Origin of the sequence: Mycolicibacterium lutetiense, assembly GCF_017876775.1 — a bacterium.
GTDB classification, from domain to species: Bacteria; Actinomycetota; Actinomycetes; order Mycobacteriales; family Mycobacteriaceae; genus Mycobacterium; species Mycobacterium lutetiense.
Genome location: NZ_JAGIOP010000002.1, coordinates 408,916 through 421,294 on the forward strand (window position 1 = coordinate 408,916; position 12,379 = coordinate 421,294).

At 65.8% G+C, this 12,379-nt stretch carries 10 protein-coding genes and 1 pseudogene; 5 read left to right on the top strand and 6 right to left on the bottom strand.

Annotated features, from left to right (window positions below):
• Positions 1-88: 88 nt before the first annotated feature.
• Complete coding sequence (locus JOF57_RS11240; RefSeq protein ID WP_209916481.1) at positions 89-706, bottom strand: TlpA family protein disulfide reductase; 618 nt, start codon at positions 704-706, stop codon at positions 89-91.
• A complete protein-coding gene (locus tag JOF57_RS11245) occupies positions 706-1,236 on the bottom strand; it encodes a hypothetical protein (RefSeq protein WP_234938101.1) in 531 nt (176 codons plus the stop codon). The genes JOF57_RS11240 and JOF57_RS11245 overlap by 1 nt, the downstream gene beginning before the upstream one ends.
• 297 nt (positions 1,237-1,533) lie before the next feature.
• Between JOF57_RS11245 and JOF57_RS11250 the strand changes: the two genes are divergently transcribed.
• From JOF57_RS11250 to JOF57_RS31420, 3 genes and pseudogenes are all read left to right on the top strand, one after another.
• Complete coding sequence (locus tag JOF57_RS11250; RefSeq protein WP_209916483.1) at positions 1,534-2,334, top strand: hypothetical protein; 801 nt, start codon at positions 1,534-1,536, stop codon at positions 2,332-2,334.
• Positions 2,331-4,685 (top strand): heavy metal translocating P-type ATPase, encoded by a 2,355-nt coding sequence (locus tag JOF57_RS11255; protein WP_209916485.1) that lies wholly within the window; start codon positions 2,331-2,333, stop codon positions 4,683-4,685. Before JOF57_RS11250 ends, JOF57_RS11255 begins: the two co-directional genes overlap by 4 nt.
• Positions 4,686-5,033: 348 nt before the next feature.
• A pseudogene (locus JOF57_RS31420) lies at positions 5,034-5,312 on the top strand (class I SAM-dependent methyltransferase); the annotation flags it as partial.
• 280 nt (positions 5,313-5,592) lie between these two features.
• Here JOF57_RS31420 and JOF57_RS11265 read toward each other — a convergent pair.
• The 3 genes from JOF57_RS11265 to JOF57_RS11275 all read right to left on the bottom strand — a co-directional run bounded on the left by JOF57_RS11265 (position 5,593) and on the right by JOF57_RS11275 (position 8,943).
• The gene (locus JOF57_RS11265; RefSeq protein WP_307870001.1) at positions 5,593-6,849 is read right to left on the bottom strand and encodes a L,D-transpeptidase; all 1,257 of its coding nucleotides are present in this window, start codon (positions 6,847-6,849) and stop codon (positions 5,593-5,595) included.
• Between the two features lie 317 nt (positions 6,850-7,166).
• Entirely contained in the window at positions 7,167-8,678 is a 1,512-nt protein-coding gene (locus tag JOF57_RS11270) for a multicopper oxidase family protein (RefSeq protein WP_209916487.1), read from the bottom strand.
• Entirely contained in the window at positions 8,671-8,943 is a 273-nt protein-coding gene (locus tag JOF57_RS11275; RefSeq protein ID WP_131830852.1) for a hypothetical protein, read from the bottom strand. The genes JOF57_RS11270 and JOF57_RS11275 overlap by 8 nt, the downstream gene beginning before the upstream one ends.
• A 125-nt stretch (positions 8,944-9,068) precedes the next feature.
• On the opposite strand from JOF57_RS11275, the gene JOF57_RS11280 reads away from it, so the two are divergent.
• Positions 9,069-9,812, top strand: a complete 744-nt coding sequence (locus JOF57_RS11280; RefSeq protein WP_079633019.1) for a response regulator — start codon at positions 9,069-9,071, stop codon at positions 9,810-9,812.
• Positions 9,809-10,930 carry a sensor histidine kinase gene (locus JOF57_RS11285; RefSeq protein ID WP_209916490.1) on the top strand — a complete coding sequence of 374 codons (1,122 nt, stop codon included), beginning with the start codon at positions 9,809-9,811 and terminating at the stop codon, positions 10,928-10,930. Before JOF57_RS11280 ends, JOF57_RS11285 begins: the two co-directional genes overlap by 4 nt.
• Positions 10,931-10,958: 28 nt before the next feature.
• On the opposite strand, the gene JOF57_RS11290 is transcribed toward JOF57_RS11285, so the two are convergent.
• Positions 10,959-12,065: a PLP-dependent cysteine synthase family protein gene (locus tag JOF57_RS11290; protein ID WP_209916492.1), complete on the bottom strand. Its 1,107-nt coding sequence runs from the start codon at positions 12,063-12,065 to the stop codon at positions 10,959-10,961.
• Positions 12,066-12,379: the final 314 nt, after the last annotated feature.

The window sequence follows — 12,379 nt, forward strand, 5'->3', positions numbered from 1 at the left end:
ACCACAGACAGCTCAGTCCGGGCGCCGCCCGGCACCCGCGCTGAGCGACGTTCGCCACACACTGGCAGGTGCCGTTCGGGAACGTGCATCACGAACTCATGGCCGTGGCAATGGAACGGGCGACCTGCTCAACATCACGGAACACCAGCACGTCCTGCAAGCGGCGCACCGAACCGTCAGCCTTCACTAGGTAGCTCAGGGGCAGCAGCGGTGGCGCGGTCAAGGCTGCTGCGACGTTGTCGGCGTAGGACGGGTACCCGATCTGCAAGTCGCGCATCAGCGCGGCTGCCGATGAGGACCGGTCGCGCACATTCACACCGATTACTCGGACCGCGTTAGGGCTGTCCGCGTAGGCATCCAGAATGGGCATCTCCTGCCGGCACGGCGCACACCACGACGCCCACAGATTCAACAGTGTGGGCGCACCTGAGACCGCGCGCCCGAGATTGACGCTGCGTGCAGAACCCAGGCAGCGGGCCATTACATCGGCCAGCGGTGGCACCGCTACCGCGTCACGGGCAGGCGCGGGACAGGCGGTGGTGCCGCCCTCGACCGCGGCGGAGTTCTCCACGGTGGCGGCGCGGTGGTGGGTGGTCGGTGGTCGTGACTGAGGTAGGCCAACCGGATCGGCGTGTGCGGCCACCAGAACTCCGGCGACGCCGAGGAGGCCCAGTACGAGGGCCGTGACTGGCCGAGCGGCGCCCATCAGTGCTCATACTCCGGCACGGTGTCGATCACCGGGGGCGCCGCGGTCAACGCGGCGGCGGTGCTGACGGGGCAGCGGCGGCGGGCCGAAATCCGTCGCCATAGAGCCCACCCCAGCAGAGACAGTGACGCTGTGGCGAGAATGGGTTGCACCGGCGCCCACACGTTGAGCGCGCCGCTGACACCCAGGGCCGCCACGACCAGTTTGTTGCATACCGGGCACCCGACGGCCAGCGCTGAGCCCAGGTTGGCAACGATCCCGGTGCGCCCCGGTGCCGGCGAGGCACCAGAGATATCACCCACGAACGTCACTGCCAACCCGGCGCTCATGGCGGCGGCAAGTACCCACACCGCGTAACTCCACCACGGCGCCGGCGTCATGCGCACAAACCACGGATTGGCGATCAGCGCGCTGGGAATACCCACTGCCAGACCCACCGCTACCAAGACGGCCACGGCCACCGCGCACTGCCGCCAGACCTTTGGCTGCCCGACCACGCCATCACCTCCGGCATACGCGTCCGCGATCATCTCTACAGATAGTACTGACCTAGATAGTAGATGAGGGCGGACGTGTCTGACGTCGAATCAGTTGCTACGCCATGGTGTTGTATGCGCGAACTGTTATCTTCCCGCGCCCTCGCCGGCTTGTCGCTGCGCGCCGATCGCTACCACACCGGGACTGTGGCAGATGTTCCCTGTGTGACGAGAGAAATATACGGTGCAACTACGTACTGGGGTAGTTCCTTAGAATCTGCGTGGTCGAGGGTGACCCAGCGCGTGTGAGCTGCCGACGGTGAACCAGCACCCTGCTGAGGGAGACCTTCGATGAGGCTTGTCTGTCGCATTGCCAGCAGTTGCCTCATCTTTGCGGTCACCGCAGCCTCGGCAACGCTGAGCAACCCGCTGGCGCACGCCTCCCACACTGGTCAGGTCCATACCGACAACTCCCCGGTGTCGGCGGTCGTCGAGCTGGCCGAGGCCAACCAACGACTGGCTGAGGTAGGTGCACAGATTCAGGGCCAGCAGGAAGGGGTGAACAAGGCCCTGCTGGAAGTCTCCCAAACCCGCGATGCCGCTGCAGTTGCTCGTCGCGACGCCGATATCAGCCGACAGCAACTCATCGAGGCCAACTCCACCATCGACACCGAGCAACGACGTTTCGACCAGCTGGCGACCTGGACCTATGTCAGCGGGCCCCCGAAGATGCTAGTGCTGGCGTCAAGCCCAGACGAGGCGATCGCCGCCAGCGCTGACCAAGCGCTGACCAGCCGATATCGCACCGTGCTGACACAGTTGCAACGTGCACGCACCGAAAAGACAAACAACGAATCGGCGGCACGAGCGGCCACGCAGCGCGCCGAACAAGCCCTCACCGCCGCCGGTCAGCGGCAGGACGCCGCGGTTGCCACTTTGGCCCAAGCGCAACGCCAGTTCCGTTCCCAACAGGGGTTCGATTCACCTCCGGCACGCGGCGGTGTGTTCGCAGCGTGGTGTACCGGTCGGCCGGGCGAACTGGACCGCGATGCACTAGCCCCCATACCCCATGGGGGTATACAATGGTGTCATGGCACCTGCATCTCGCGGGTACACGTCGCGGCAATCGAGCACATGAAAGGCAGATCATGACCGAGCATCGCCACCACGACCACGACCACGGATCGGTGCCTGCCCCCGATCTCGTCCACGATCCCGTGTGCGGGATGACGGTGGATCCTCACACGAGCGAGTACCGCATCGAATACGACAGTCGGACATACCACTTCTGCTCGGCGCACTGTCGGTCCAGGTTCCAGGCGGACCCGGGCGAGTTCATCGACGCCGCACAGACCCCGGCCGCTGCGCCGGCCGAATCCTTCGGCGAGAACGTCGAATACACCTGCCCAATGCACCCGGAGATCCGCCGGCCCGAACCCGGGTCCTGCCCGATCTGTGGCATGGCTCTCGAACCCGTCGTGATCACCGCGGACACCGGACCGAGCCCCGAACTCTTGGACATGACCCGCCGCTTCTGGATCGGCCTGGTCCTTACCGCCCCGGTGTTCGCCCTTGAAATGGGCGGGCACCTGTTCCCCTCACTCCACCACCTCGTCCCCGCGACGGTCTCGACGTGGATCCAGTTCGTCCTGGCCACCCCGGTGGTGCTGTGGGCTGGATGGCCGTTCTTCGTTCGCGGCGCGCAGTCGTTGCGCACACGCAACCTCAACATGTTCACCCTGATCGCGATGGGCACCGGGGTGGCCTGGCTCTACAGCGTCGTCGCCACCCTCGTGCCCGGTGTTTTCCCGGACGCCTTTCGCGCAATGGACGGCACCGTCGCCGTGTACTTCGAGGCCGCCGCTGTAATCACCGTGCTGGTGCTGCTCGGGCAGGTCCTGGAACTGCGGGCCCGGGAGCAGACCTCCGGCGCAATCAAGGCACTGCTCGATCTGGCCCCGAAGACCGGGCGCCGCATCAACGCCGATGGCACCGAGGAAGAAGTAGCGCTCGACGTCGTGCAGATCGGCGACCTGCTGCGGGTTCGGCCCGGCGAGAAGGTTCCAGTCGACGGCACGGTGCAGGACGGGCGGTCCTCGCTCGACGAGTCGATGGTCACCGGCGAATCGATGCCCGTCACCAAGACCTCCGGGGACACCGTGATCGGCGGCACCCTCAACCGCACCGGCGCACTGGTGATCCGTGCCGAGAAGGTCGGCCGCGACACCATGCTCGCCCGCATCGTTGCGATGGTGGCGCAAGCCCAGCGGTCCCGCGCACCCATTCAGCGGCTCGCCGACCAGGTCGCCCGAAAGTTCGTGCCCGCGGTCATCGCGATCGCCGTCGTCGCGTTTGTGGTGTGGGCACTCGTCGGGCCCTCACCCTCGCTGGCATACGCACTTGTCGTCGCCGTGTCGGTACTCATCATCGCCTGCCCCTGTGCCCTTGGCCTGGCCACCCCGATGTCGATCATGGTCGGCGTCGGTCGGGGCGCCGAACTCGGTGTGCTCATCAAGAACGCCGAGGCCCTCGAGCGCCTGGAGAAGGTCGACACCCTCGTTGTCGACAAGACCGGCACGCTGACCGAAGGACGCCCGTCGGTCACCGCGGTCGTGCCCGACAACGGCATCGACGCCAACGACGTACTACGCCTGGCCGCCGGCGTCGAACGTGCCTCCGAACACCCGTTGGCGCTCGCCGTTGTCGAAGCGGCCGAACGTGCCGGCCTCACCATCCCCGCCGTCACCGACTTCGACTCCCCCACCGGTCGCGGCGTGGTCGGCACCGTCGAGGGACGCCGCGTCGCCCTAGGCAACGCCGCGTTCCTCGAGGACGAGGGAATCGACATCTCCGCGTTCGCCCATCGGGCCGATGACCTCCGCCACGACGGCGCCACTGCGATCTTCGTCGGCGTCGATGGCCGCCCCGCCGGTGTCCTCGCGATCGCAGACCCGGTCAAAGGCACCACCCCCGAGGCATTGACCGCGCTGCGTGACGATGGCATCGAAGTCGTGATGCTCACCGGCGACAACCGCACCACCGCTGAGGCGGTCGCCCGCCGACTCGGCATCAGCGAGGTGGAGGCCGAGGTTCTGCCTGATCACAAGAGCGCAGTCGTGCAGCGACTCCGGGAACAGGGCAAGATCGTGGCCATGGCCGGCGACGGCATCAACGACGCCCCCGCACTCGCGGCCGCCGACGTGGGCATCGCGATGGGATCGGGCACGGACGTGGCCATCGAAAGCGCCGGGGTCACCCTGCTGCACGGGGATCTGACGGGGATCGTCCGGGCGCGGAGACTATCGGCAGCGACGATGAGCAACATCCGGCAGAACCTGGTCTTCGCGTTCGTGTACAACGCCGCCGGCATCCCGCTCGCCGCCGGAGTCCTCTACCCGGTGTTCGGGATTCTGCTGTCGCCGATCATCGCCGCCGCCGCGATGGCCCTGTCGTCGGTCAGCGTCATTGGCAACGCGCTGCGGCTGCGCTCGAAAAAGTTCTAACCCGCCCCTGGCACCGGCTCCCCTCGATACCTGCCACGGTAGGTATCGAGGGGTTTCCATCGAGCCCATAGCGCACTCGCTGGCCAACCACACGGCCAAGGTCAATGCGTTTCCTGACCGTGAGCAACTTGGTCATCTGTAGTGCCAGTCGTGCCTAACCTGGTCGTAGCGACCTGAAGACAGGACACGTCGATGACCATCACCACCATCCCCCGGATTATCCCCGCTCAGCCCAACAAACCGGTCCTAGACAATGTTTCCGAGCTCCAGGCCTTCGCCCGCGCAATCGCCCTCGATGGTGTCTGGACCACCGACATCGCGCAAGCGACCGCCAGCATGTTCGACGGTATGGCCGCCACCTGGAACACCCAACACAGCACGAACCGATTCGACGCGGTACGCGACGCACTGCGGCGGGGCCAGATACCCGTCGGCGGACGCTGCCTTGAAGTCGGATCCGGAACCGGACAGATCACCCCGCTGCTAACCGACCACTTCGACGAGGTCTTCTCTGTAGACCTGTCCATCGCCATGCTCACCCAAGCAGCCAGCTGCACCAGCTTTCGCATCTGCTGTGACGCCGCTCGATTGCCGTTGTGCGATCACGCCTTCGACGCCGCCGTACTCGTCGATACGTTCTGCTCCGCCCACGAGCTCGCCCGCGTCCTCAAAGACCGCGGACACATCGTCTGGATCAACCTGCTCGGCCAAGACGGACCGTTATTCGTGCCCCCCACCGACATCGCCAGCGCGCTCCCCGGCGCCTGGACTGGTACGGAGAGTGCAGCAGGCTGGGGAAGCTGGAGCGTACTGTCGGCAACCTCAGTGACCTCCCCATCGAAGCCGGCCAGCACCCCGTCCCCGTCATACACACGCCGGCTGCTCCCCACCGCTTTCAGGGGCACCGTCAACGCAAAGCACTGCCTTTCACCCACTGCTCCCAGGGCACACTCCAGTCGCCGTTCTGCCAGACCTGCAGGGGCTCGCCGCCGGTGTTGCGGACCTCAACGACATCGCCGGGCTGGGAGAAATCGTAGAACCAGCGAGCGTTGTCGGGGTTGAGGTTCAGGCAGCCGTGCGACACATTGGTATTGCCCTGAGCCCAGACGGTGCTCTCCAACTGATGCAGATAGATCCCGTCGGTGCTTATACGGGTGGCCCAGGAGATCGTTTCGCGGTATCCCAGCCGGGAATTGATCGGCAGGCCGTAGGTCGAGGAGTCCATCACCACGGGATTGGCCTTGTCCATCACCGTGTAGATGCCGCGCTGGGTCCAAAATGAGAGGGTTTGTCCGTTGACCGTCTCGGTGCCGCCCATGCCCATCGAGGTCGGCATGGTGCGGACCAGTTGGCCGTTGTTGAACACGCTGACCTGCTTGGTGGCGTCGTCGGCGATGGCGACGTGTGCGTCGCCGATGACAAAGCCCACATGCACATCCTCTTGCCCATACAGGCCCCCACCCAGGGCCGCTCCGTAGATGTTGGCCTGCACCGTCACCGCGGTTCCCGGGGCGAAGTACTGCGCCGGGCGCCAATGCACAGTCTGATTGTCCAGCCAGTACCAGGATCCGGTCACCGCCGGTGCAGTCGACACCACCAAGCGCCGCTCGGCGGCGGCCTGGTCGACGATCGGTTCATCAAAGCGCGCCACCACGACCGTGCCGATGCCGTAGGTCGCGCCGTCACGCACGTCGGCGCCCGACGTCGTGGTCAGCCGGACCCGGGTCTGATTGCCCGGAACCAGCGTCGAGAACGTCGAAACACGTTGCAGCCGGGCCCCGTCAGGGGCGGTGGCGGTCGCGGTGACGGTGTAGGTGCGTCCATAGCCCAGCGGCACAGCAGGCTTCCACACCGCACCGTCGGGCGTGGTGACGCCGACGATGCGGACGCCCTGTTCGTTAGTCATCGCGACCTCTGACAGCGAAGCAAAGCTCGCCGACACCCTCACCGGGCCCAGTGGGTCCACATCGGTTGCCCCCAGACCCGGGGAGATCACCAGGTCGGCCGGCGGCCGCGGCGCATCGGCGCTGTGCTGGTAGCTGCCGCCCGCGCGATCACACCCCCAACAGTGCGAGAGGCCCACGGCGACAACCACCCCGAGCGTTCCGGTGAGCACCAGCACCACGGCCAACACCCGCACGCCGATTCGGCGGTCCACGGTCACACCAGCCTCCCGTCGCGGAGCAGCCGCGCATGCCCCGTCATCTGAACTACACCGATCACATCATCTACTAAGCTACATAGTAGACGATGTGATCGTCGCCGCCTCGGCTCACCGTGCGATCGGCTTAAGGTGACGCCTCCCAGGCCATTAGGCGGACGTGGGCTCTTGCACGCGACAGCGGCCGTTCGGGCCGGTCCCGCATCACGGCAACCCGCAATGTCCTCCACGGCCGGTCCGCACAGGCCTGATGCGACACCTCTGTGTGACGGGCCCCGAAGGCATCGCAGGACACACCGGCTGGTTGCTTTCCCGGTGGCTTAAGCCTGGTAATCCACACTGGTCATCATGCCGGCCTCTTGGTGATAGGTGTTGTGACAGTGCATCATCCACACGCCGGGGTTGTCGGCGACGAACCGCACCTGCAGCTTTTGCATCGGCAACACGATGGCGGTGTCTTTGCGGGCGCCGGGGCGGCCGTCGGCGCCGACCACTTCGAAGGTGTGTCCGTGCAAGTGCATCGGGTGCCACATCATCGTGGCGTTGTTGAATGTCAACGTCACATGTTGACCCTCTCGGACCTGCAGCGGCCGGGTCTTTGCGAACGGCAATCCATTGATCGTCCAGTCGTAGCGCATCATCGAGCCGGCCAGATCCGCCGACAAGTTCACCTCGGCGGGCGATGGCGGCAACACTGCCTCCTTGGTGGCGGCCAAGTCGCTGACTGTCGCGACGCGGCCCTGCAGCTCGCCCGGGGTGTAATCGGCGGCCGGGGTTGCCCCTGTCCCGGTGACCAGCAAGGCGCGCGCGGTGGCGTTCTTGCCCTCCGCCGCTGCTACCAGTGGGAACACCCCGTCTCCGGCGGTGACGACCACGTCGTAGCGCTCCCCCATTCCCAGCAACACGGCGTCAGCGTCGACGGGCGTTACCGGGAATCCATCGGTATGGGTGATGGTCAGCCGGTGTCCTGCGAGCGCCACTCGAAAGGCGGTATCAGACCCGGCGTTGATGAGCCGAATCCGCACCCGGTCCCCAGGCTTGGCACGAAACGTCGTGGGCGCCTGGGGGATACGCCCGTTGATCGCATAGTATGGGTAGCTCACGTCGCCGGCGTCCCCGCCGAGCAACGCACTGTTGCCCATACCGCCATCGCCCATGCCTTCCATCCCCGGCATACCGTTGTGGCCGCCCCCGCCGCGCAATCCGTCGTAGATCTGGGTTGGGGTCGGGCCCACCCCGTCAGTCCAGTCATCGAGCATCACCACCCACTCGGCGTCGTAGCGGCCAGGGTCGTTGGGGTCATCGACGATGACCGGAAAATACAGGCCGGTGTCGGCGTCCAGGCCGGTGTGCGGGTGGGCCCAATAGGTTCCCGGGTGCGGCACCGAGAACCGGTAGGTGAACTCACGGCCGGCGTCGATGTCGGGCGTGGCCGGCGAAGCGCCATCCATGTCGTTGCGCAACGCAACCCCATGCCAGTGCACCGAGGTGGAGTGATCCAGATGGTTGCGCACCGTCACCGCCACCTCATCGCCGACTGAGGCCCGCACGAGAGGCCCGGGTACAGAACCGTTGTAGGACAACGTGTCTACTGTGCGGCCGCCCAGATCAACGGGGCCGCGCTGAGCGGTCAAGGTGGTCGACACGGTGCGGCCGCTGTGGGGGCGGCGTGCTTCGGCGGCGGCGATCGCGCCCGACGAGGGGGAAGTGGAGGTCGGAGGTGTCGTACCAGTGTTGCGTTGACACCCCGTTATCGCGGTGGCACCCAACGCGACCGACGCCGCAAGGAACCCGCGGCGGCTGAACTGCGGTGTTCTGCCGGTATCAATCATTGCCGGGGTTCTCCTGCTTCGTGTGATCGCTCGTTGCCGATGCGCGGTGGTGGACGCCGGCCCGCACGCGGGGACCCGGTGTCAACATTGCCGCAATCACCGGTGCCGGCCGAACCTCATGTCCGTCGCGGGAGCGGGGACTGAACAACGATGCCGCCGTCGCGATCGCGACAACCCAGCACACCACCAGCGCAGCGGTCAGCAGCAGCCAGACATCCCAGTCGGCCCCCGCGACGAACCCGCCCACCGTTGATCCCACAGACATGTCGGCCTCCTTACCTGTTCCACCATGACCGCCGCACATCATTGAATCGGTATGGGTCGTGTGAAGATTCGTTGAAGAAACTCACCGATCGTTTACGTCGCGCGATGCAGCCGCACCATTGACACATGACTGATGCGCCGCGGGCAGCGGCCGAGGGCTCGCAGTACCGGGCACTGGTCGTCGATGACGAGACGGCGCTGGCCGATGTGGTGGCCAGCTACCTCGTTCGGGAGCAGTTCAGCGCCCACATCGCTCATACCGGGCCTGATGCGCTTGAGCTGGCTCGCGCTGTAGATCCCGACGTGGTGATCCTCGATCTGGGGTTACCTGGGATGGACGGATTGGAAGTGTGCCGCCAGATTCGCACCTTCTCTGATGCCTACGTGGTCATCCTGACCGCCCGAGACACCGAAATGGACACCATCCTCGGGCTTACGGTGGGCGCCGACGACTATGTCACGAAACCGTTCAGCCCGCGCGAATTGGTTGCCCGCATACGCGCCATGTTGCGCCGCCCGCGCATCGCCACCGATCCGGGGTCCGCCGGGGGTGCGGCGCTGCCGGCGCCCCTGCAGATCGGGGCGCTGCATATCGACGTTGCCGCCCGCCAGGTATCGCTGGCCGGGGCGCCGATCGCGTTGACGCGGATGGAATTCGACATTCTGGCGGCGCTGGCTGTCCGTCCAGGAATCGTGTTGAGTCGACGCCAGCTGTTGGAGGTGGTGCACGACGGTCCATGGGTGGGCAACGATCACCTCGTCGACGTTCACATCGGGCACGTGCGGCGAAAGCTCGGCGAGGACCCGGCCGCGTCACGCTATGTCGTGACCGTCCGAGGGGTGGGCTACCGCATAGGGAACGGACAATGACACCGCGGCGGCAAGTGATCCCCGGTATTGGGATGCGGTTGCTGATCGCGCAATCGGCTGTGCTGCTCGCCGGGGCCGTCACCACCTGGTTGGTCGCTGCGGTGGTAGGGCCGCCATTGTTTCGCGAACACCTGCACCGAGCCGGTATCCCGCCGCGCTCAGCCGAACAACTGCACGCCGAAGAGGCCTACCAGTACGCGACCATGCTGTCGGTTGGTGGCGCCGTGGTCGTTTCGGCCGCGACGGCAATTCTGGTGACCTGGTATGTCAGCCGGCGGCTGCAACGCTCGGTCGCTGATGTCGCTGCTGCGGCCACCGCCGTTGCAGACGGCGATTACGGCGTCCGGGTGCCGCCCCCGGGTCTGGGCGCCGACTTCAACTCATTGGCACCCGCTTTCAACCACATGGCCGCACAATTGCAAGCCGTCGACGCCAACCGGCGCCGACTGTTCAGCGACCTTGCCCACGAAATCCGCACCCCGGTATCGGTCCTGGACGCATACATCGAAGCAGTCGAAGACGGAGTGCGATCGTTGACCACCGACACCACCGCGATGCTGCGAGACCAAACCCGAAGACTCGTCCGGTTCTCCGCAGACGTCGCCGCACTCGCCCAGGCAGAAGAAGGCGCCTCATCGATGTCGATGGCCCAAATGGACATCTCCGATGTCATTCTCACCACCATCGCAGCGATCAGCTCCCGTTACCGCGCCAAAAAGGTGCAGCTGCACACAGCGCTGCCTCCGTCGTTTCCACCGCTGCACGGCGACGGGCAACGACTGGCCCAAGTGCTCACCAACCTGCTAGACAACGCGCTGCGCCATACACCCGCGCACGGCCTGGTCACCGTCAGCGCCGAACACCGAGCCGCAAGCATTGTGGTACGGGTCACCGACACCGGTGACGGTATCTCTCCCGAGCACCTCCCCCACGTCTTCGACCGCCTCTACCGCGCTGATCCGGCACGCACCCGCGAGCCCGGCGGCTCGGGGTTGGGCCTGTCTATCGCCAAGGCGATCATCGAGGCCCACAGCGGCAGCATCAGTGTTGAAAGCCCCAGCACCACAGGACAAACCACCTTCACCGTCGAGTTGCCGACAACGGCGACATCGAACTGATAGCGGCATCCGGAGGCCACATGAGGTGTCAGTGCAATGCGGGCGCGGGCTGGGACACGTTGTGGCACCGCGTCCACCTCGTCACCACCCGTTCGGCAGGATGGTCGATCACCGCGGGTTGCCGCGGCGGTTGGTCGATGAGCAGTTCGTGCTCGAGGCAGTAGACGTCGTTGTAGACGGTGTCGAAGTAGCGTTGAGGTCCGTCGGGAAAGACCGCGGCAATGGTCACGTCCGCATCGGCGGTGCGCGCGACCCAGTCAGCGACCAATGCGACTGCCCCGACGCTCCACCCGCCACTGACGAAATGGCGGCTGGCCAGGTAGCGACAGGACCACACCGCCTCGGCCGGCGCAACCCAGTGCACCTCGTTGAACGCCTCATACGCGACATTGCGGGGAAAGATGCTCGACCCCAGCCCGCGCATCAGACGGGTGGTCGCCGGCTGGCCGAAGATGGTCGATCCGACGCTGTCCACGCCGATCAACCGCAGATCCGGATTGAATTGCCGCAGAGTGCGGGCCACTCCGGCCGAATGCCCACCGGTGCCCACTGAGCACACCAGAACATCGATCGGGCCGAGCTCAGCGTGCAGTTCCATCGCCAGGGTCCGGTACCCGTCGACGTTGTCGGGATTGTTGTATTGGTCGGGATACCAACCGCCGGGTTCGGCATCGAGAATCTGTGCTGCCCGCTGCTTGCGGGCCTGTTGCCAGCCGCCGCGGGGATCCGGCCGTGCGACAAGGTCGATGCTGGCCCCATATGCCGACAGCATCCGCCGAACAATCGGCTCCATCCCGGGATCTGTCACCAAGGTCACCGGATGCCCATACACCATGCCCGCCAGCGCAAGACCCAAACCTAATGTGCCGCTGGTTGATTCAACAATACGTGCACCCGGTTCCAAGTCACCGCGCACTCGGGCGCATTCGACCATGTGCATAGCGGGCCGGTCTTTCATTCCGCCGGGGTTGAACCCTTCTAGCTTGGCCCAGTATCCGCGATCGCCGTGGGCCAATCGTGCCGGCACCCGCAACAGTGGTGTGTCGCCCACCATCGCCGCGGGGCGCTCGCAGCGTCGAAGAAGCCGTGGATGCAAGGCGTGGCTGCCCGGAGGGGCGCTCAGAACATGGTTCATCGAGTGCCTTTCTCACCGTCGTAGGGGTCCGGCACCGGAATGGAATCGCCGCCCACGACGGCGTGGTCGGCTGAGGGTAGCAGGACTGCCTGAGATCCACGCCCGGAGGTAACCTCCTGAAACGCGTAACCTAGCAATGCAGTTGGGTCGCGTCAGCGCTTGCACGCCAGGTCGACAAACACTGTCGGTGCCGCGATAGGCTGCGTGCGTACTCCGGTCCGGATCGGCACATTCTGTGAGGCTTTGCGGCCGGGTCGCACCGCGTTGACGGTGCACTTGTTGAGCGGTCCGTCGCCGACTCTGCTGACCAAAAC

Bases quoted from the DNA above. Each gene is read 5' to 3' on its own strand.
- JOF57_RS11255 (WP_209916485.1), top strand. From the start codon at position 2,331: ATGACCGAGCATCGCCACCACGACCACGACCACGGATCGGTGCCTGCC.
- JOF57_RS11245 (WP_234938101.1), bottom strand. From the start codon at position 1,236: ATGATCGCGGACGCGTATGCCGGAGGTGATGGCGTGGTCGGGCAGCCA.
- JOF57_RS11270 (WP_209916487.1), bottom strand. From the start codon at position 8,678: ATGATTGATACCGGCAGAACACCGCAGTTCAGCCGCCGCGGGTTCCTT.
- JOF57_RS11285 (WP_209916490.1), top strand. From the start codon at position 9,809: ATGACACCGCGGCGGCAAGTGATCCCCGGTATTGGGATGCGGTTGCTG.
- JOF57_RS11275 (WP_131830852.1), bottom strand. From the start codon at position 8,943: ATGTCTGTGGGATCAACGGTGGGCGGGTTCGTCGCGGGGGCCGACTGG.
- JOF57_RS11250 (WP_209916483.1), top strand. From the start codon at position 1,534: ATGAGGCTTGTCTGTCGCATTGCCAGCAGTTGCCTCATCTTTGCGGTC.
- JOF57_RS11240 (WP_209916481.1), bottom strand. From the start codon at position 706: ATGGGCGCCGCTCGGCCAGTCACGGCCCTCGTACTGGGCCTCCTCGGC.
- JOF57_RS11290 (WP_209916492.1), bottom strand. From the start codon at position 12,065: ATGAACCATGTTCTGAGCGCCCCTCCGGGCAGCCACGCCTTGCATCCA.
- JOF57_RS11280 (WP_079633019.1), top strand. From the start codon at position 9,069: ATGACTGATGCGCCGCGGGCAGCGGCCGAGGGCTCGCAGTACCGGGCA.